The 19,694-nt window shown below is 67.9% G+C and carries 17 protein-coding genes; 13 read left to right on the top strand and 4 right to left on the bottom strand.

Annotated features, from left to right (window positions below):
• The coding region (locus WEB06_06580; protein ID MEX2555277.1) for an SDR family NAD(P)-dependent oxidoreductase at window positions 1-292 on the bottom strand (292 nt) is incomplete at its 3' end.
• Between the two features lie 84 nt (window positions 293-376).
• On the opposite strand from WEB06_06580, the gene WEB06_06585 reads away from it, so the two are divergent.
• Genes WEB06_06585 through WEB06_06645 form a run of 13 tightly spaced genes read left to right on the top strand, consistent with a single transcriptional unit; the run spans window position 377 to window position 15,135 of the window.
• Entirely contained in the window at window positions 377-1,066 is a 690-nt protein-coding gene (locus tag WEB06_06585) for an iron-containing redox enzyme family protein (GenBank protein MEX2555278.1), read from the top strand.
• Window positions 1,059-2,156 carry a hypothetical protein gene (locus WEB06_06590; protein MEX2555279.1) on the top strand — a complete coding sequence of 366 codons (1,098 nt, stop codon included), beginning with the start codon at window positions 1,059-1,061 and terminating at the stop codon, window positions 2,154-2,156. Before WEB06_06585 ends, WEB06_06590 begins: the two co-directional genes overlap by 8 nt.
• On the top strand, window positions 2,153-3,484 hold the full coding sequence (locus WEB06_06595) for a M20/M25/M40 family metallo-hydrolase (GenBank protein ID MEX2555280.1): 1,332 nt from the start codon (window positions 2,153-2,155) through the stop codon (window positions 3,482-3,484). Before WEB06_06590 ends, WEB06_06595 begins: the two co-directional genes overlap by 4 nt.
• 2 nt (window positions 3,485-3,486) lie before the next feature.
• Window positions 3,487-4,401, top strand: a complete 915-nt coding sequence (locus WEB06_06600; GenBank protein ID MEX2555281.1) for an LLM class flavin-dependent oxidoreductase — start codon at window positions 3,487-3,489, stop codon at window positions 4,399-4,401.
• A 44-nt stretch (window positions 4,402-4,445) separates the two neighbouring features.
• On the top strand, window positions 4,446-4,625 hold the full coding sequence (locus tag WEB06_06605) for a ClpX C4-type zinc finger protein (GenBank protein ID MEX2555282.1): 180 nt from the start codon (window positions 4,446-4,448) through the stop codon (window positions 4,623-4,625).
• A complete protein-coding gene (locus WEB06_06610; protein ID MEX2555283.1) occupies window positions 4,625-5,953 on the top strand; it encodes an adenylate/guanylate cyclase domain-containing protein in 1,329 nt (442 codons plus the stop codon). Before WEB06_06605 ends, WEB06_06610 begins: the two co-directional genes overlap by 1 nt.
• Before the next feature lie 48 nt (window positions 5,954-6,001).
• A complete protein-coding gene (locus tag WEB06_06615; protein ID MEX2555284.1) occupies window positions 6,002-7,180 on the top strand; it encodes a thiolase family protein in 1,179 nt (392 codons plus the stop codon).
• Entirely contained in the window at window positions 7,177-8,613 is a 1,437-nt protein-coding gene (locus WEB06_06620; GenBank protein MEX2555285.1) for an aldehyde dehydrogenase, read from the top strand. Before WEB06_06615 ends, WEB06_06620 begins: the two co-directional genes overlap by 4 nt.
• A 15-nt stretch (window positions 8,614-8,628) precedes the next feature.
• Window positions 8,629-10,734 (top strand): hydantoinase/oxoprolinase family protein, encoded by a 2,106-nt coding sequence (locus WEB06_06625; protein MEX2555286.1) that lies wholly within the window; start codon window positions 8,629-8,631, stop codon window positions 10,732-10,734.
• A gap of 13 nt (window positions 10,735-10,747) precedes the next feature.
• Window positions 10,748-12,583, top strand: a complete 1,836-nt coding sequence (locus WEB06_06630) for a hydantoinase B/oxoprolinase family protein (protein MEX2555287.1) — start codon at window positions 10,748-10,750, stop codon at window positions 12,581-12,583.
• Window positions 12,580-13,749: a thiolase family protein gene (locus WEB06_06635; protein MEX2555288.1), complete on the top strand. Its 1,170-nt coding sequence runs from the start codon at window positions 12,580-12,582 to the stop codon at window positions 13,747-13,749. The genes WEB06_06630 and WEB06_06635 overlap by 4 nt, the downstream gene beginning before the upstream one ends.
• Window positions 13,721-14,584: a maleylpyruvate isomerase family mycothiol-dependent enzyme gene (locus WEB06_06640; protein ID MEX2555289.1), complete on the top strand. Its 864-nt coding sequence runs from the start codon at window positions 13,721-13,723 to the stop codon at window positions 14,582-14,584. Before WEB06_06635 ends, WEB06_06640 begins: the two co-directional genes overlap by 29 nt.
• Window positions 14,585-14,631: 47 nt before the next feature.
• On the top strand, window positions 14,632-15,135 hold the full coding sequence (locus WEB06_06645; protein ID MEX2555290.1) for a hypothetical protein: 504 nt from the start codon (window positions 14,632-14,634) through the stop codon (window positions 15,133-15,135).
• A gap of 28 nt (window positions 15,136-15,163) precedes the next feature.
• Here the strand turns inward: WEB06_06645 and WEB06_06650 are convergent, their stop codons facing one another.
• Genes WEB06_06650 through WEB06_06660 form a run of 3 tightly spaced genes read right to left on the bottom strand, consistent with a single transcriptional unit; the run spans window position 15,164 to window position 19,686 of the window.
• Window positions 15,164-16,045 (bottom strand): hypothetical protein, encoded by an 882-nt coding sequence (locus tag WEB06_06650; GenBank protein ID MEX2555291.1) that lies wholly within the window; start codon window positions 16,043-16,045, stop codon window positions 15,164-15,166.
• A gap of 58 nt (window positions 16,046-16,103) precedes the next feature.
• Window positions 16,104-19,217: an efflux RND transporter permease subunit gene (locus WEB06_06655; GenBank protein ID MEX2555292.1), complete on the bottom strand. Its 3,114-nt coding sequence runs from the start codon at window positions 19,215-19,217 to the stop codon at window positions 16,104-16,106.
• A 22-nt stretch (window positions 19,218-19,239) separates the two neighbouring features.
• Window positions 19,240-19,686 carry a hypothetical protein gene (locus WEB06_06660; GenBank protein MEX2555293.1) on the bottom strand — a complete coding sequence of 149 codons (447 nt, stop codon included), beginning with the start codon at window positions 19,684-19,686 and terminating at the stop codon, window positions 19,240-19,242.
• Between the last annotated feature and the right edge of the window lie 8 nt (window positions 19,687-19,694).

Consider the following 19,694-nt stretch of genomic DNA (forward strand, 5'->3'; position numbering starts at 1 on the left):
TCACGAGGATGTCGATCGAGCCGAAGTTCTTCACGGCGTCGGCGATGATCCCCTCGGCCTGGTCCCACTTCGACACGTCGCCGTAGTTGGCGACGGCCCCACCGCCCCCGGCCTCGATCTCCTTCACCACCTGGGTGGCCGGGTCGGTGTCGCTTCCGCGGCCGTTCACGTCGACGCCGGCGTCGTTGATGACCACCTTGGCGCCCTCCTTCGCCAGCTCCAGCGCGATCCCGCGACCGATCCCGCGGCCCGACCCCGTGACGACGGCGACCTTTCCATCGAGAAGACCCATGTGCGCTTCCTCCTGTTGGGGTTGGAGCGACGCTAGCAACGAGCGAGCGTGACGTGCAATCATCGGTTGACCAAGGAGGTTCCGATGACTCTCGACGCCGAGCGGGTGCACAAGGAGCTCACCGAGGTCATGAACTCGGTGTGGTTCGAAGGGGGGCGGCCGTTCCTGGAGGACTTCGCCGACGGCAAGGTCCCCAAGGACAAGCTCGCCCGTTTCGCGCCGTCGTACTGCTTCCAGGTCGACAACTTCAAGCGCTGCGTGGCCGCGGTCTACGCGCAGGCCGAGCCGCGCGACGTGCGGGAGCTCTTGCTGGAGAACCTGTGGGAGGAGCACGGCGAGGGGTTGCCCGAGCGTGATCACGCCGAGCTGGTCGCGCGTTTCGGACGGGCGCTGGGCGCCGACATCGATAGTCCCTACGACCTCGAGCCGATCCCCGAGAGCCGGCAGTGGATCGACCGGATCCTCGCGATCTGCGCGAACGAGCACTTCGTCGTCGGTCTCGCCGCGCTGGCTTACGGCATCGAGGCCCGGACACGGACGATGGCGTTCCTCGGCGCGCTGTACCGCGACAAGTACGGCTTGGCCGAGCAAGACCTCGAGTTCTTCTTCATGCATCTCGAGGCCGACGAGGAGCACGCCGGCCGCGCGATCGAGCTGGTCGGGCGCTACTGCACCACTGAGGAGCTGCTCGAGCGCTCGAAGTGGGCGGTGGGCGAGGTGCTTGACGCGACCCGGGTCGTCGCGGAGGGGATGGAGCGCATCTGCAGTGGGTGATCGCTGGCGCTTCATCGACGTCGGAAAGACCGAGGCCCTCGCGGCCTACGGTCGCCTGCCCGCGATCGCGGCGTCGGTCGTCCAGGGCGGACCCGAAGTGCTCATGACGATGATCTGGGCGAAGGGCCATCTGACGGTCGGCTGGTTCGACGATGTGGATTCGGCGATCGATCTCGACGCCGCGCGCGAGGTGGGGATCGACGTGTTCCGGCGCCCGATCTGGGGCGGCGGTACCGCGTTCTACGACACCGAGGCGGTCGCGGTCTGGTCCTGGATCATGCGCGACGACCGGTTCCCGACCCTCGACGAAGCGTTGAACCATTTCCGGCCCGTGATGGAGAAAGCGCTTTCCGATCTCGGGCTCGGCGAAGCGCATTTCGAGGGGTCCTCCGACATCCGTTGGCGTGACCGGAAGCTCGGTACGTGCATCACGCAGTCGGTGCTCGGCACCAAGGTGGTCGGCGGGTTCCTGAACCTGAAACGACCCGACCTCGAGATGTACCGGCGTGTCGCGCGCGTCCCGGAGGAGAAGTTCGCCGACAAAGTGATCAAGGACATCGTCGAGTACATCGTCACGCCGGACGACATCCGAGGCCGGTCCCTCTCCTACGAGGAACTTCGGGACGCGATCGCGACGGCGACCCGCGAGGTCGCGGGACTCGAGCTCGATCCGTCGCCGTTCACGGCCGACGAGTCGGGGATCGTCCAGCAGTTCGTGGACTCGGTGACGTCGGAGGACTTCATCCGCCGGATCTCCTCCGGGCGCTTCCGTGCCGAGGCGCCGACGGGCACGAAGGTCGGTTTCGCGAACGTGAAAGGGAAGAAGCTCGTGCGTGCAGGCGTGGCACTCGACGATCGGGGGAGCATCGTGCGGGCGCTCGTCGCCGGCGACATGCACGTCTCGCCCCCGGAAGCGATCGACGGCGTCGCCGCGGCACTCGCCGGAGCCGACGTCGCCGACCGCGAAGAGCTTCTCCAGCGCGTCACGACCGTGTTCGCCGGGATCGAGCAGCCCGACGCCGCGGCGGGGATCACGCCGAACGACATCGTCGAGGCCGTCCTGAAGGCCGCGAAGGAGGCGACCGCATGAGCGACCTCACGGCCGAAACCACCGAGCTCCTTCAGCAGATGATCCGCAACGGCTGCGTGAACGACGGGACGCCGGGTTCTGGGCAGGAGGTCCGAAACGCAGACGTGCTCGAGTCCTTCCTCGACGGCGCGGGCCTGGACATGCAGCGGTTCGAGGCCGTGTCGGGCCGCCCGAGCCTGGTGGCGCGCATGGAGGGCACCGAGCCGGATGCGCCGTCGCTGATGCTGATGGGACACACCGACGTCGTGCCGGTGAACCCAGACGGATGGACGCGGGATCCGTTCGGCGGCGAGCTCGTCGACGGCGAGGTGTGGGGGCGCGGGGCGGTCGACATGCTGAACCTAACCGCGTCGATGGCGGTCGCGATTCGAGAGCTCGCCCACAGCGGCTTCAAACCCAAGGGAACGCTGATCTATCTCGCGGTTCCCGACGAGGAGGCCGCGGGAACGTACGGCGCCAAGTGGCTCGTCGACAACGAGCCCGACGCGGTGCGCTGCGACTACGTGCTCACCGAGATGGGCGGCTTCCGCTTCGCCGGTCAAGGCACGCCGAAGGTTCCGGTCATGGTCGCCGAGAAGGGCACCTACTGGTGCAAGATCCGCGTGAAAGGAACGCCGGGGCATGCCTCGATGCCGTTCCGGACCGACAACGCGCTGGTGAAGGCGGCGGAGATCGTGCAGCGCCTCGCGTCCTTCCAGCCCGAGCCGGTCATCCACGAAACCTGGCGCCGGTTCGTCGAACAGATGGGATTCCCCCCCGAGATGAAAGAGTCGCTGCTCGACCCGGCGAAGGTGCGAGCGGTTGCCGGCGAGCTGCCCGACCTCGGGATGGCGCGGATGATCCACGCTTGCACGCACACGACCTTCGCACCGACCGTGCTCCACGGCGGCGTGAAGGGCAACGTGATCCCCGACTCGGTCGAGATGCAGGTCGACATCCGGACGCTTCCGGGGCAGACCGCGGAGGACGTGCACGCGATGCTCCGCGAGGCCCTCGGTGAGTACTACGACATGATCGAGATCGATCCGACCAGCGCGATGGAAGCGAGCGCATCGCCGGTGGATTCGCCTCTGTGGGACACGCTGACCAGTCACACGCGCCGGCTCTCGGGCGCCGAGACCGTGCCGTTCATCATCGTGGGCGCCACCGATGCTCGGTTCTTCCGGAAGGTCGGCGCGACCTGCTACGGCTACGGGCTGTTCAGTGAGCGGATCTCGTTCGGCCAGTTCGCCTCGATGTTCCACGGCGACGACGAACGGGTCGACACCGAGTCGCTGGGCTTGACGACCGAGCTCTGGGGGTCGGTCGTGCACGACTTCCTGGGGTAGCGATGCGCTTCGGCTTGCTCATCCCGCAGGAAGGGGCTCCCTTCAAGGCCGTCCTCGAGCACGCCCGGCTCGCCGACGTGCTCGGCTTCGACTCGGTGTGGGTCGAGGACCATCTCCGCGTGATCGCGGTGCCGCCGGGCAGCCCGGCCTACGAGGGGTGGACGACGCTCACCGGACTGCTCGCCGGAACCGAACGGATCAAAGCCGGGCCGCTCGTGCTCGCCGAGGGTTTCCGGAATCCGGCCTGGCTCGCGAACGCGGCTGCGACGCTCGACCACATGAGCGACGGCCGGCTGATCCTCGGGATCGGTGCCGGCGGCTACGAGGCCGAGTTCCACTCCTACGGGTACGAGTGGCTCGAGGCCGCGGACCGGGCCGAGCGGCTCGCCGAGGCGCTCGAGGTGATCACCGGGATGTGGGAGCGACGCCCGTTCCGGGGGCGCTGGTACCGAGCCGACGGCTCTGCGGACTGCCCCCAGCCCCTCCAGCAGCCGCGGCCACCGATCTGGATCGGCGGGCGCGGGAACTCGCTGTTGCGCGTTGCCGCGCGCTTCGCCGACTCGTGGAACGCTCCGCTGCTCACCCCCGAGGAGGTCGCCGAACGCGCCGAGACGCTGCGCGGGTACTGCGAGGCCGAAGGCCGCCCGATGCCGGAGATCTCGTATTACGGGCCCGTGTGGGTCGACACCGACGAGGAGCGCATGGCCCGGCGGCTCGAGCGTGCGCACGCGAGCGAGAACCGCAACGTCCGCCTCTACGCGCGGGTGGCGATCAGCGGCACGCCCGAGCAAGCCGTCGCTCGCCTCCGCGAGTACGAGAAGATCGGAGTCACCCACTTCGTGTGCCACTTCGGACGCGCCGACGTGACCTCGGGGACCGAGGCGTTCGCGAAGACGATCCTCCCCGCCTTCCGGTAGTCGAACGGTGGTCCCGGCCCGACCGGGAGACTATCCTCGGCCCTGTGGAAGGATCCGGCAGCCGACGCGCGCCCGGCGGGACGCCCAAAGGGCCCGCCGGCGGGCGACCGCGATGCTCGTTCTGCGGGCGCAAGCCCAAAGAAGTGCAGTGGATCTACGGCGGCTCGATGGTGGCCATCTGTGACGGCTGCACCCAGCGCTCACTCGACGAGATGTTGGCCTGATGGCGATGCCCAAGACGCAGTACGCGAAGTCGGGCGACGTCTCGATCGCGTATCAGGTGGTCGGGGAGGGCCCGTTCGACCTCGTGATGGTCCCCGGCTTCGTGTCCCACGTCGAGATGGTCTGGGACATGCCCCTCGCGGCGCGCGTTCTCGAGCGGCTGGCGACGTTCTCGCGCCTGATCCTTTTCGACAAGCGCGGCACAGGGCTGTCCGATCCGGTGGTCGGCGCGCCGACGTTGGAAGAGCGGATGGACGACGTCCGTGCGGTGATGGACGCTGCAGGATCCGAGCGTGCGGCGCTCCTCGGCGTCTCCGAAGGCGCCCCGATGTCCATCGTGTTCGGGGCGACCTATCCTCAGCGCACGACCGCCCTCGTCCTCTACGGGGGCATGGCCCGAACGACCGAAGCCGAGGACTACCCGTTCTCCGCGCCCGCCGACGCGCTGATGCAGTCCTCGATGGAGATGGCCGAGTACATCGGCGAGGGCATCATGCTCGAGGTGATGGCGCCGACCATCGCCGACTTGCCCGGTGCACGCGACATGTTCATGCGCTTCCAGCGCTACGCCGCGACGCCCGCGATGATGGTTCAGATGTTCATGATGTTCCTCGACATCGACGTGCGCGCGATCCTGCCGACGCTTCACGTCCCGACACTCGTGCTGCACCGCCGGGGCGATCGCGCCGTGAACCGCCACGCGGCGAAGTGGATGGCAGACCGGATCGCCGGCGCGACGTACGTTGAGCTCCCGGGCATCGACCACATGCTCTTCGCGGGGGACGCGGACGCGCTCATCGACGAGGTCGAAGAGTTCCTCACCGGGGAGCGACGCGCGACGGAGATCGATCGCGTCCTCGCGACGGTGATGTTCACCGACATCGTCGGCTCGACCGAGAAGGCCTCGGCGCTCGGCGACACGCTGTGGCGCGAGGTGCTCGAGCGCCATCACACGCTCGTGACCCGCGAACTGGAACGCTTCCGTGGTCGGGAAGTGAAGCAGCTCGGCGACGGCTTCCTCGCGACGTTCGACGGCCCGGCCCGAGCCATCCGGTGCGGGCTCGCGCTCGCGCAAGCCAGCCGGGAAGCCGGCCTCGAGATCCGGGTCGGCCTCCACACCGGCGAGGTCGAAGTGATGGGCGACGACGTGGGCGGCATCGCGGTGCACATCGCGGCGCGTGTCGGCGCCAAAGCGCAGACCGGCGAGGTTCTCGTGTCGAGCACCGTCAAGGACCTGGTGGCCGGGTCCGGTATCGCCTTCTCCGAGCGCGGCACACACACGCTCAAAGGCATCCCCGACGAGTGGCGCCTGTTCGCCGTCCAGACCTAGAGGCCGGCTCTGGCGATTCCCGGCCTCACGGGCTAGCGTTTGAGCACCGTGACTGACGCCGCCGTCATCATCTCGGCCGTCCGTACCCCGATCGGAGAGGCCGGACGCTCGCTCGCGACCGTGCCGGCCTGGGACCTGGGGATCCTCGTCGCCGAGGAGGCGATCGTTCGTGCGGGCATCGACCCGGCGACCTTCGACGACGTGATCTTCGGCGAGACGATCGGCGGCGGCGGGAACATCGGTCGGTTCGTGGGCCTCGCGGCCGGCGTCCCGCAGGATGTCCCCGGCATGTCGGTGATCCGCGCATGCGCCACGGGCCTCGAGGCGGTCACGCAGGCCGCGACCGCGATCTGGGCCGGCATAGGCGAGGCGTTCCTGACCGGCGGCGCCGAGAGCATGAGCCAGCAGCCGTGGCTGATGAAGAAACCGTCGAGCGCGTACCCGCGCCGGCCTCCCGAGATCGTCGTCGCCCCGCCGTCTCACCCTCCGGCCATGGCGTCGCTGTCGGTCGGGATCAACGTGGGCGAGTCTTCGGCCGAGCGCTTCGGGATCACCCGCGAGGATCAGGATCGTTGGGCGCTGCGCTCGCACCAGCGCGCGGTTCGAGCGATCGACGCGTGCGTCTTCGAGCCGGAGATCGTGGCCGTTCCCGTGACCCAGCGGAGGGGCGAGCCACGGATCTTCGACACCGACGAACGGCCGCGCCGCGACACCTCGCTCGAGAAGCTCGCGGCGCTGCCCCCCGCCTACGTCGAGGCCGGAACCGTGACCGCCGGAAATTCCTCCGGCATCAACGACGGCGCAGCATCGCTGGTCGTGACGAGCGCGAAGTGCGCCGAGCAACTCGGCCTCACGCCGCGCGCCGTGATCCGCGGATGGGCTTCGGCGGGCGTCGACCCGGCCTACACGGGAACCGGCCCGATCGAGGCCGTTCCCAAAGCTTTGAAGAGAGCGGGCATCGCGATCGACGATCTCGACGTCATCGAGATCAACGAAGCGTTCGCCGCCCAGACCATCGCGTGCGTGCGCGAGCTCGGGTTGAACCCAGAAAAGGTCAACCCCAACGGCGGAGCTATCGCGCTCGGTCATCCGGTCGGCGCGACCGGCGCGCGGCTCCTCGTGAGCCTGCTGCACGAGCTCGAGCGGACCGGCGGCCGGTACGGCTGCGCCACCATGTGCGCCGGCGGCGGCCTGGGCTCGGCGGCGATCATCGAGAGGGTCGGATGACGACGACCAAGCACTTCATCGCCGGCGATTGGCGCGCCGGCGCCGGTCCCACGATGACGGACCTCAACCCGTCCACCGGCAAGGCCGTCGCCGAGTTCCCCATCGGCACCGCCGAGGAGGTCGACGCCGCGGTCCGGGCCGCGCGCAACGCGTTCGACGGCGGCTGGCGAGACGCCACCCCGACCGTTCGCCGGCGGCTGCTGCTCAAGCTCGCGGAGCTGGTCGCCGGTCAAGCGCAGGAGCTCGGCCGGATCGCGACCGAGGACATGGGGATGCCCTGGGTGTTCACGCACGGCGAAGCGCTCTTCACCGCCGAGTACGTCGAGTACTACGCAGGGTGGGCCGACAAGCTCGAAGGCGCGACGATCCCGTTGAGCGCGGCGAACACGTTCGACTACACCATCCATGAGCCGCGGGGCGTCGTCGCCGCGATCGTGCCGTGGAACTCGCCGCTGTCGCTCGCGCTCTGGCGCTTGGCGCCGGCGCTCGCCGCCGGCAACACCGTGGTCGTCAAGCCGTCGGAGCTGGCGCCGTTGCCGATCCTCAAGCTCATGGACCTCATCGCCGAGGCGGGGTTCCCGCCGGGCGTGGTCAACTGCGTCACGGGATCCGGCTCCGAGACCGGCGCGCCGCTCGTCGAGCACCCCGGCGTGAACGTCGTCGCGTTCACCGGCTCGACCGCCACGGGGCGCGGGGTCGCCGAGGCCGCGGGACGACGCCTCGTCCCGGCCTCGCTCGAGCTCGGCGGCAAGTCGGCCAACATCGTGTTCGCCGATGCCGACCTCGACGCCGCGGCCGTCCAGGCGTGCGTCGGCTGCTTCGTGAACACCGGACAGCAGTGCATCGCCGGGAGCCGCTTGCTCGTCCAGGGATCGATCCACGACGACTTCATGGCCAAGGTCACTGCGTTCGCGCGAACCTTCGCCGTGGGCGATCCCATGGAGCCGACGACCCAGATGGGTCCACTGATCAGCGCGCCACAGCTCGAACGCGTGCTGGGCTTCGTCGAAGATGCCCGGACGACGACGACGGTGGCGCTCGGCGGCGAGCGGCTCGGCGGCGACCTCGCCGACGGCTACTTCGTGCCGCCGACGGTGGTGACCGGCGTGCGGAACGACATGCGGATCGCGCGAGAGGAGATCTTCGGTCCCGTGCTCAGCGTTATCCCGTTCCGCGACGAGGCCGAGGCGGTCGCGATCGCCAACGACACCGATTACGGGCTGGCGGGGGGGGTCTGGACCAACGACTTGAGCCGCGCCCATCGCGTGGCGCGAGCCATCCAGGCCGGGACGGTCTGGGTCAACGCCTGGCTCGCGGTGAACGCGCAGGCGCCGTTCGGGGGATACAAGGCGTCGGGGCTCGGACGTGAAGGTGGGCGCGAGGCGCTCGACGTATATCTGCAGACGAAGAACGTGTACGTTCAGCTCCACTGAGGGAGGGTTCGGGGGATGGGCTACCGGGTTGGCATAGACGTCGGCGGAACCTTTACCGATTTCCTCGTCGTGGAGCCCGACGGGTCGTTCGCGCTATGGAAGAACCCGACGACGCCCTCGGACCAATCGATCGGGGTGATGGAAGGCATCGAGCAGCTGGCCGGCCAGCGCGATCTTTCGTTGAAGGCGTTCCTCGGGAAGACCGATCTGATCATCCACGGCACGACGACGGCGGACAACACGATGATCGAGTCGACCGGCGCGAAGACCGGGCTGCTCGTCACCAAAGGCCGTCGCGACGAGATCGAGCTGCGTCGCGGATACCGCGAGAACATCTGGGACCCGAGTGCGACGGCGCCGCCGCAGCTGGTGCCGCGTCGCTACCGGCTGACGCTCGGCGAGCGGCTCGACTATCAGGGCAACGTGCTTTCACCGCTGAACGATGACGAGATCCGCGCACAGGTGAAGCGGCTCAAGTCCGCCGGCGTCACCTCGGTCGCCGTGGTGCTGCTGTTCTCGTTCGTCAACCCGGCGCACGAGCAGCGGGTCGGCGAGATCCTGGCCGAAGAGTTCCCAGAGCTCGAGATGGTCTCGCTGTCGCACCGCGTGCACCCGGCCGCGCCGGAGTTCGACCGCACGTCGACGACCGTCGTCAACGCGTACATCGGGCCGCGCGTGAAGCGCTATCTCAACCACCTGATCGAGAAGCTCGCCGGCAACGGCTTCAAGCATCCGCTGCTCGTCATGCAGTCGAGTGGGGGTATCGCGGCGGCGCCGTCGGTGGCCGAACGGCCGATCGTCACGCTCGCGTCCGGCCCGGCCGGCGGCGTGATGGGAGCGTGCCGGGTCGCCGGCGAGGCCGGGATCGAGGACTTCATCTCCGTCGACATGGGGGGCACGTCCTACGACGTCTGCCTGGTCAAGGGCGGAGAGCCGACGATCAAGTCGTTCTGGAACTGGGTTCACCGGTACCTGATCTCGCTGCCGATGGTCGACGTGATCTCGATCGGCGCCGGAGGCGGTTCGATCGCGTCGGTCAAGGCCGGCGGCCTGCAGGTCGGCCCCGAGTCGGCCGGCGGCGATCCCGGCCCGATGTGCTACGGCCGCGGCGGCACCCGACCGACGGTGACGGACGCGAACCTCGTGCTCGGCTACTTGAACCCGGACGGCTTCGCCGGCGGCACCCTCCCGCTGAAGTCCGACGGGGTCGCCGAGGCGATCGAGGAGCAGATCGGAACGCCGCTCGGGATGGACGCGATCGAGGCGGCCTGGGGGATCCACTGGCTGACGAACGCGCACATGAACCAGGCGATCGTCCGGGTCTCCGCCGAGCGCGGGAACGATCCCCGGACGTTCGCGCTGGTCGTCTTCGGCGGCAACGGCGCGGTGCACGCGCTCGCTCAAGCCGACGATCTCGGCATCCGCACGGTCTTGATCCCGCGCACCGCGCCGGCGTTCTCGGCGCTGGGTCTGCTCGTCGCCGATTACCTGGTCGACAAGGTCCGCGCGACGCTCGTGACGACGGGAACCGTCGACCCCGGGAAGCTGGAGGAGATCTACAAAGGGATCGAGGACGAATCCGACGCGAGCGAGGCCGCGCACCTGGAAGACGTGTACGCCGCGCTCGAGAAGGAAGCCGACGAAGAGCTCTGGCAGGCGGGCGTGCCGACGAAGCGCTTCAAGCACCTGCGGTTCGCGCAGTGCCGGTACCCCGGCCAGACCTGGGATATCGACGTCCCCGTCGAGGGCAAGATCACGCTGAAGGAGCTCGCCGCGATCGCCGCGCGGTTCCACGAGATGCACTTCGAGGAGCACACCTACGACCGGCGCGACGAGGACGTGATGATCTCGGCGCTGCGGGTCCGCTCGCGGGCGCTCCTCGGTAAGCCGGAGCTGCGCAGGGTTCCGGGGTCGGCATCGACGCCGAGATCGTCGGGGACCCGGCAGGCGTACTTCGGAAGCGGCTTCGTCAAGGCCAAGCTGTTCGACGGTCCGTCGATCCGTGCCGGGCAGAAGATCACCGGGCCCGCGATCATCGAGGAGCCGTTCACGACCGTGGTGGTACCGCCGAAATGGAGCGTGAAGCTCGACAGGCTCGGCAACTACGTGGCAACGAGGTAGAAGGAGCGCGCATATGGCCGTCGCGACCAAGAAGAAAGCTCCGAAGAAGCGTCCGGCGAAGCGCGTGCCGGTGGACCCGATAACCGCCGAGGTGATCCGCGGTGGGCTCGAGACGATCGCGTTCGAGATGGCGATCCACGTCTCCCGCACCGCGACGACGCCGATCCTCAATCAGTCGAACGAGCGCAACGCGACGATCATGGACTGGCAAGGGCGTCTGGCCGCGCTCTCGGTGGGCATCCCGCAGTTCATGCTGTCCTCGATGGGCCCGGTCCAGTTCGGGATCGAGTTCTTCGGGGCCGAGGGATTCCAGGACGGCGACGTCGTCGCGTGCAACGACCCGTACCACGGCGGGGGACACCTGCCCGACTGGAGCATCTTCTCGCCGGTGTTCTACGAGGGCGAGCTCGTGCTCTTCGCCTCGATCCAATGCCACCACGCCGACACCGCGGGTCAGACGCCCGGCGGCTACCCGGCCGACGCGATGGACATTTGGGCCGAGGGCTTCCGATGCCCGGTAGTGAAGCTCGTCGAAGGCGGCGTTGAGCGTAAGGACGTCATCTACCTGTTCCACACCAACAACCGCGTGCCCACCTACGAAGGCGATCTCCGCGCGCAGATCGGCGCGGCGCAGCTCGGCGCGAAGCGCTGCAAGGAGCTGATCGCCCAGTACGGCGTCGATGCGGTCAAGGGCGCGGTCGACTGGCTGCTCGAATTCTCGGAGCGACGCATGCGTGAGGAGATCTCCTCCTGGCCGGACGGCTCATACGAGGCCGACGCGTACTTCGACCACGACGTTCGTGGGAACACCGACGTGAAGGTCCACGCCAAGGTCGACGTCAAGGGGGACGAGTTGGAGATCGACTTCACCGGCTCGGACGACCGGCCGTGGCTGCAGGCGTGGTCCACCCAGTGCAACACGCGCTCGATGACCTACGCGCAGCTGTGCTCGATGATCGACTCGACGATCCCGCGCAACCAGGGTTTGTTCGCGCCGATCAAGATCCTGTATCCGGAGAACACGATCGTGAACCCGCCGGTCGGCAAGCCGGTGTCGATGGGGACGCATCATCCCGGGTGCGAGGTCTCCGAAGCGGTCGCGATGGCGTTGGCGAACGCCATCCCCGAGAAGTCCTGCCCGCAGGTCTACAAGGCCGCCATGCCGACGGTGCTCTTCGGCATCAACCCGAAGTCGCAGAAGCTGTTCATCGACCACTCGGTCGACACGCAGTCGACCGCATCCGCGGCCGCGTACGGGACCGACGGCTGGGGCTGCGCGAACGCCGGATTCGGAAACCTGATCATGGCGACGGCCGAGATCAACGAGGCGATCTTCCCGGCGCGCCATCTCTCGAACGACCTGACGACCGACACGGCCGGGCCCGGCAAGTGGCGCGGCCAGCCGGGCTCATTCTGGGTGAAGGAGTCGACCGCCGACTGCAGCCTTTACACCTTCGTCATGAGCATGAAGTACACGTCGCGCGGGGTCGCCGGCGGCGAGAACGGGCCACCCGACAAGCTCGTCATCCGCGGCCCAAACGGGGAAGAGAAGCTCATCACCCACACCGCCCTGTACGAGCCGCTCGGCGCCGGAACGCGGATCGAGTACCAGCGCGGCGGTGGCGGAGGGTGGGGCGATCCGCTCGACCGCGAGGCGGAGAAGGTTCGCGACGACGTGCTCGACGAGTACGTCAGCCGCGAGGCCGCCGAACGCGACTACGGCGTCGTCATGACCGGCGAGGCCGACGATTACTCGCTCGAGGTCGACGCGGCGGCCACGAAAGCGTTGCGCAAGAAGATGCGGGCGGCACGCGCCAAGGCCAGGGGCGGGGATAAGGTGACGCCATGAGCGAAGCGGTGATCGTCGGGGCGGTACGAAGCCCGATCGGCAAGAAGAACGGCAAGCTCTCCGGCACGCATCCGACGGATCTGCTCGGCATGGTCCTCAAGGCGCTGATCGAGCGTGCCGGCGTCGATCCGCTCCAGATCGACGACGTGATCGGCGGATGCGTGACGCAAACCGGCGAGCAGGGTGTCAACGTCACGCGCAACGCGTGGATCGCCGCGGGGCTGCCGTGGGACGTGCCGGCGACGAGCGTCGACCGCCAGTGCGGCTCCTCGATGCAGTCGGTCGCGTTCGCGGCGCAGGGCGTCATGGCCGGCGTCTACGACCTCGCGATCGGGTGCGGCGTCGAGGCGATGTCGCGGGTCGGGCTCGGCTCGAACGCGATCCAGCCGGGCTTCGCGTTCTCCGACGACTGGTTCGCGGCGGTCGGGGGCAACCAGAATCTCTACACGCAGTTCCAGGCCGCCCAAGAGATCGCCAGGGAGTTCGGGATCTCGCGGACCGACATGGACGAACAAGCCGCCGAGTCACACCGGCGTGCCGCGCAGGCGACCGACGATGGCCGGTTCCAGCGTGAGATCGTTCCGATCAAGGCGATGCAGGCCGACGGAAGCATCGAAGAGGTGACGACCGACGAGTGCATCCGACGCGGAACCACGGTCGAGCGCCTGGCAGCGCTGGCGCCGGTCCGCGAGGACAGTCCCGACATGACGCCGGGCAACTCGTCTCCGATCTCCGACGGCGCGGCGGCGATCCTGGTCGCCAGCCGGGAGAAGGCGGAGCAGCTCGGTCTGAAGCCGCGCGCCCGCTTCAAGCACTTCGTGGTCGCGGCCACCGAACCGATCGTCATGCTCAAGGGGCCGATCCCGGCGACGCGCAAGCTGATGGATCGCACGGGCATCAAGCTCACCGACATCGACCTGTTCGAGTGCAACGAGGCGATGGGGTCGATCGTGCCCATGTGGGAGAAGACGTTCGGCGTCCCGCACGACGTCGTCAACGTCAACGGCAGCGGGATCTCCCTCGGCCATCCGGTGGGTGCGAGCGGCGCTCGGATCATGACGACGCTGCTGCACGAGCTTGAGCGTTCCGGCGCGCGGACCGGGTTCCACACGATGTGTGAGGGGGGCGGGCAGGCGAATGCGATCGTCATCGAACGGCTGGACTGAGGTTCCCTCCGCGTCACACGGATCGGTCTTCGACTTCGACAAGGATCAGGTCCTGGCCGGCGTGAAGGCCCAGCGGGAGCGGACGGTCGCGCTGCTGCGCAGCATCTCCGAGGCGGACTGGGAGCGGATCATCGTGCCCCGGTGGCGCGTGCGCGAGGTCGCCGGTCACCTGGTTTCGAGCGATGAGGGAACGCTCACCGGGCGCCTCCTGACCGTCGGCTTCTCCAGGCGAGGCGACGAGGCGCTGTCGAAGATCGAGGTCTGGAACGACAAGCAGGCGGCACGCTGGGCAGACCGTCCGATCCCCGAGATCCTCAAAGGGCTCGAGGTGTGGGCCCGCCGGATCGAGCGGTTGAGCGGTGTGATCCCCGCCGGGCTCGCGCGACGCGTCATGCCGACGCCGTTCGGACGGGTCTCGCTGTCCTGGCTCGCGTCGCTCCGCATCTACGACGAGTGGGTGCACTTGGAGGACCTGCGGCGGGTGTTCGGGATCCAGGCCGACGACGCGCCCCCTTCCGTCCTGCCGATCGCGCGCCAGATCCACGCCGGGATCCCGGTCCAAACGTTCCCCAGGATCCCCGCCGACGCCTCGGGCAAGGTTTCGCTGGCGTTCAGTGACATCGACCTGCCGACGCTGGGGATCGATCTCGGGTTGCGGCGCTACGGCTACGGACTCGACGCCCCCGAGGCCCGGATCACGGCACCGACGGCGGCGCTCGCCATGGTCGCCGCCCGGCGCGACCCCTGGCAGGACGCCGAGGCTGCGGGTGCGCTCAAGGTCGAAGGGGATCGCAAGGCCGCAGACGCGTTACTCGGATCGCTCCTGCTCGTCTAGCTCCGGCCTCTCGGGGCCGGGCCGTTCGCGCGGGCTATCCTGGCAGCGTGGACGCTGCCGCGCTGCAACGCCGTTTCCTCCTCGGGCCGCTGGTGGCTCTGGCGTTGCTCGGGCCCGCGGGGGACGTGCCCGGGCTGAACCCGCAGGCGTCGCCCATCGCGACGGGTTCGCCGACACCGCAGACCCCGGGGGAGATCGCGCGGACCGTGATCGTCGACGCTCTCGAGGCTCAGCAGGTCTACTACGTCGACAACCTCTGGTTCGCCGCCGGTTCCGGAGGAGAGCTCGAGGTCCTTCGCTCCCTCGACCCAAGCATCGCGTGGGGGACGGCCGTGATCGTTCAGGTCCCCGCGGAGGAGTTCGGGGAAAGCCCGGTCGTTGTACTGCAAGCGCCCTTGCCGGACGGTGCCTCGCTATGCCTCGCGCTCGTCACGACGGAACTTGACGCGGGCCTCTGGTACGCCCGCGCGGCGACGGGCGCGAAGTGCCCGAAGGTACGCGCCGGGATGCGCGGCTGGGGCGCGGACGAGACGAGCTGGGGGCCGGCCTAGCCGTCGGCTTCTGTGCTCGCGCGTTCGATCATGTGCCCGCTTCGACTTGCTCCGCCGGCGGGGTGAGTCCGTACATGTATGCGCGGCTCTCGTGCTCGAGCACGGTGGCCCGGGTCTTCGCGAGCTCGTCCGGCGATAGCGTGGCGAGCCTAACGAGCTCCATGGTCTCTCGCTCTTCGTCCTCCTCGCCGAGCCAGCCGATGCGCACGCTGCCCACCCCGCGGGCGTAGTACTTGAGCTGAGAGATGCCGGGGATGGCGGGTTCGAACTCCTCGATGACCAAGACATCGGAGTAGCAGCCCAAGCGGATGCAGGTCCTCTGACCGACCTGATAGACCCTCGCGTTGTCGTCCCAGTCCCACGGAGGTGGCGCGAACCCTTGCGAGTAAGGGGGCGCGCCCAGTTTCGGCGACGCCGTCATCTGGATACCGGCCTTTGCGCCCTCGAGATACCCCACGAGCCAGAGGCGGCCCCCCGCGAAATGGCCGCCCTCCTCGTAGTGCTCGACGTACTCTCCGAGATGCCAGACGTTCCCGTCCTTGTCCTGCGCGAGGAAGATGAGCTCCGACTCGGAGAGCTCGTTGTCGTTGTAGTCCCTGTCCCATCCGACGAGGACGCGGACGCCGGCGATGACCTTGGTCAGGTCGGTCACGGTGAACACCACGCGGCGACGGATCCGTTCACCGTCTTCGAAAGCACTGCCCTCGAAGGTCATCTGCGTGCCGGGCTTGAGCGGCCACCACTCGTTGTCGATCGTGGCCGACGTCTCGTCGAAGATGCTGGGATCGAAGTTCACGGGGTACGGCGGGGGTGAAGGTCGTTCGATCGTCGCGACCGTTCTGGCTCGGTCGCTGCATGCACTTGCGGTGACCAAGACAAGAGCAGCGCACGCGATGCGGATAGCCTTCATCTCAACCTCCGGACTCAACGTTTCGGTTAAAACCCTCCGCCCTATTCCTCGTGCGGGTCTAAGCCGCGATCTGGACCCGTCTCCCGCGTGCGAATCGCAAGTAGAGCGACGGTACGACGAAAAGGTTGATCAAGGTCGACGTGATGAGGCCGCCGATGATGACCAGGGCCATCGGATACTCGATCTCTTGCCCGGGGATCTGGCCGGTGACGAGCAGCGGGACCAAGGCGAGGCCCGTGGTGAGCGTGGTCATCATGATCGGCGAGAGCCGTTCCTTCGCGCCGCGAAGGACCAGAGCGGGACCGAAGGACTCACCTTCGAACCGCTCGAGATGCTGGAAGTGACTGATCATCATGATCCCGTTCCGAGCGACCACGCCCAGCACCGTGAAGAACCCGACGAGGGAGCCGAGTGAAAGGACCCGTCCGCCGAAGTAGACGGTGAGGATCCCTCCGACCATCGCCATCGGGAGCGTCAGGAAGGACAGTGTTGCGAGCCGGGGACTCCCGAAGGACACCATGAGCAGCATGAAGATCCCGATCGCGGCGACGATGGCCCAGCCGAACAGGCGCGTCTGTGCGGCCTGACGTTCCGTGTACTCGCCGAGCAGCTCGTAGCGATACTCGAGTGGGAAGTCGACCTCCGCCAGCTTGGACTCGAAGTCGCGTACGACGGACCCGAGGTCTCGCCCTTCAACGTTCGCCTCGATCTGGATCCGCCGCTGGAGGCCTTGGTGTCTCACGAAGTTCGGAACGGTCCGGATGGCGACCTCGGCAACTTCGTTCAGGCGAACCTGGCCGCCCTCGGGGGTGTCGATGCGAAGATTCTGGATGTCCGTCAGGCTGTTCCGCGCCTCGGGGATGCTCCACACCTGCACGTCGTAGGCCCTGCCGGCGCGGAAGATATCGCCGACCTCTTCGCCGGCGATCATCGTGGAAGCGATCCTGCGCACGTCTCCGGGTTTGATCCCGTGGCGTTGCGCGGCGGCGAGGTTCACCTCGACCTGGATCTGCGGTTCTTCGACTTGGAGCTCGACGTGCTCCTCGATCGTGCCGGGGATGCCGCGGAGGATCTCTTCGATCTCGGCGGCCTTGCTGCGGAGGACTTGCAAGTCCGGGCCGTAGACGCGAACCACGATCGCGTCGGAGGATCCGGTGAGCACCTCCCTGATCCGCTCCTTGAGGTAGGTCTGCACGTCGCGGTAGATGCCCGGGTAGCCGTCCACGACCTCCTGGATCTTGGCGTGCGTCGCGTCGTAGTCGGCCTTGGGGTCGACGCTGATCCAGTTCTCACCGAAATAGACGCCGTACGGCTCGTCGCCGAGCAGCGCGTTGCCGATGTGTGCTCCGAAGTTCCGGACACCCGGGATCGCTCGAAGCTCCTTGCTCGACGCCGTCGTAACGCGCACCTCTTCCTCCAGCGACGTGCCCGGCTTGGTCAACCAATGCATCAGGAAGTCCCGCTCCTTGAACTCGGGCAGCAGCGACTGGCCGAGAGCTGGCGCGGCCACGATGCCTGCCAGCAGAACGACGGCGACGGCGCCGTACGCGGGACGCGGCGTTCGGAGGATCCGGCCGAGGATCGCCGTGTAACCGCGTTGGAGCACGCGCACGACCGGGGACTCGCGACGTTCGAGCGGTGCGTTCCGCAGCAGGATCAGACTCAACGCCGGCGTGAGCGTGAGTGCGACGCTCATCGAAACGAACACCGCCAGCGCGTACGAGAAGGCGAGCGGCCGGAAGAACGAGCCGGTCAATCCCTCGAGGAAGAACACCGGCAGCAGCGCCAGCGCCTCGATCAAGGATGCGTAGACGATCGCGCCGCGAACCTCCATCGAGGATGAGAAGACGATCGACGCGGTCGACTGCGTGCTTCCTTCGGCACGTGCCTGTCGCAGTCGCCGGACGATGTTCTCGATGTCGACGATCGCGTCGTCGATGATCGCTCCTAAAGCGATGACGAAACCGGCCAGGATCATCGTGTTGATCGTCGCGCCGGTCGCCTTGAGTACGAGCCCGGCAGCGACGAGCGTGATGGGGATCGTGACCGAGCTGATCAGCGCGGTCCGCCACTCGAAGAGGAAGGCGCCGAGCACGAAGATCATGAGCAGGATCCCCAGCAGCAGCGACGTGCTGAGGTTCTTGATCGCGGTCTCGACGAACGTCGCCGGACGGAAGATCTCTGCGTCGATGTCGATCCCCGGGAGGCCGGGAGCCATCTCGGCGAGGGCCGCATCGACCCCGCGCGTCACTTCGAGCGTGTTGCCCCACGGCAGCTTCTCGACGATGAGCATCAGGCCGGGTCCGTCGTTGATGACGGCGTCGCCGCCGAGCAGCTGATGGTCCTCGACGAGGACGGCGACATCGGACAGCCTCAGCGTCTTGCCGGCGTTGTTCTTGAACGTGACCTGACCCAGATCGGCCGGCGTGACGATCGGCAGCTCGTGGCGGACCGAGATCCGCTGGTTGGGCGTGTCGATGAACCCGCCCCTGCCGACGACGGCGCCGCTTGCGAATTGTAAAATTCCCTCGTCCAGCGCGTCGGCGGTGACCTCCATGACCTGGTTGACGGACACGCCGTGCTTCTCCATCCGGTCCGGATCGATCTGAACCTGCAGCATCTGGAGGCGCTCCCCCCAGATGGGGACGTTGGCCACGCCCGGGACGCGGAGCAGCCGTGCTCGGATCTTCCAGTAGGCGATCATCGACAGGTCGATGGTGCTCAGCGTCTCCGAGGAGAGCCCGATCTTCATGACCCGGCTCGTCGACGACAGCGGCTGAAGCATGACCGGCGGAGCCGCCCAGGTCGGCAGCGTCGCTTTCACGAGCGCGAGCCGCTCCGCGACCAGCTGTCGCGCCTCCAGGAGGTCGGTGCCCGGCTCGAAGAGGAGCTCGATCTGCGACAGCTGCTCGAGCGATTTCGACCGCAGGACGTCGAGTTTCGGGATCCCGAACAGTGCCTGCTCCAAGGGGATGGTGACCAGCGCCTCAACTTCGGTGGTGGACAGGCCCACACAGATCGTGTGCACCTCGACCTTCGGAGGCGCGAACTCGGGGAAGACGTCCACGGGCATGGCCTTGAGCTGGCCGACGCCGAATATCATCATCGCCGCTGCTCCGGCCACGATGATGAACCGGAACTTGAGGCTCGACCCGACGATCCAACGCATCATGGCTCGCGCGTCTCCCGGCTCGTCACTTCCCGAGCCCGAACTCGATGCCGTACAGCTCGGCGGCGCCGGCGGTCACGACCTGCGTGCCGATCGGCGGCCCTTCGGTCAGGTAGACGCTGTCCCCATCGATGAAGTCGACGACGATCGACGCTCGGACGTACACGAGCGGCTCCGGGCTCGTGTACGTGAACGTCGCGCCTTTGGTGTCGTAGATGATCGCGCCGTACGGGATCACCTTCCGTAGAGCGCCGGCCGCGACGCGCGTCTCCGTCACCGCGGCCGTCGTCACCGCGAGACGCACGGCGGCCTGTTGGGTCAACCGTACGCGGCTCAGCCCCTGGGCGGACTCGTCGATGGAGTACGGCTCGACCGCCTTGTGCCCAGCTTCCTCGACCTGGCCGGCGCATCCGGCCAGCAGCGTCGCGGCGACCGCGGCTGCGAGCGTCGCCCGTCGGGTCTTTCGTCGCATCGCGCTCA

The sequence above is a fragment of the Actinomycetota bacterium genome (genome assembly GCA_040905475.1).
GTDB lineage: Bacteria > Actinomycetota > AC-67 > AC-67 > AC-67 > DATFGK01.

Coding starts and splice junctions, on each gene's coding strand:
- WEB06_06585 (MEX2555278.1), top strand. CDS start 377: ATGACTCTCGACGCCGAGCGGGTGCACAAGGAGCTCACCGAGGTCATG.
- WEB06_06595 (MEX2555280.1), top strand. CDS start 2,153: ATGAGCGACCTCACGGCCGAAACCACCGAGCTCCTTCAGCAGATGATC.
- WEB06_06600 (MEX2555281.1), top strand. CDS start 3,487: ATGCGCTTCGGCTTGCTCATCCCGCAGGAAGGGGCTCCCTTCAAGGCC.
- WEB06_06610 (MEX2555283.1), top strand. CDS start 4,625: ATGGCGATGCCCAAGACGCAGTACGCGAAGTCGGGCGACGTCTCGATC.
- WEB06_06620 (MEX2555285.1), top strand. CDS start 7,177: ATGACGACGACCAAGCACTTCATCGCCGGCGATTGGCGCGCCGGCGCC.
- WEB06_06625 (MEX2555286.1), top strand. CDS start 8,629: ATGGGCTACCGGGTTGGCATAGACGTCGGCGGAACCTTTACCGATTTC.
- WEB06_06630 (MEX2555287.1), top strand. CDS start 10,748: ATGGCCGTCGCGACCAAGAAGAAAGCTCCGAAGAAGCGTCCGGCGAAG.
- WEB06_06635 (MEX2555288.1), top strand. CDS start 12,580: ATGAGCGAAGCGGTGATCGTCGGGGCGGTACGAAGCCCGATCGGCAAG.
- WEB06_06640 (MEX2555289.1), top strand. CDS start 13,721: ATGCGATCGTCATCGAACGGCTGGACTGAGGTTCCCTCCGCGTCACAC.
- WEB06_06650 (MEX2555291.1), bottom strand. CDS start 16,045: ATGAAGGCTATCCGCATCGCGTGCGCTGCTCTTGTCTTGGTCACCGCA.
- WEB06_06655 (MEX2555292.1), bottom strand. CDS start 19,217: ATGATGCGTTGGATCGTCGGGTCGAGCCTCAAGTTCCGGTTCATCATC.
- WEB06_06660 (MEX2555293.1), bottom strand. CDS start 19,686: ATGCGACGAAAGACCCGACGGGCGACGCTCGCAGCCGCGGTCGCCGCG.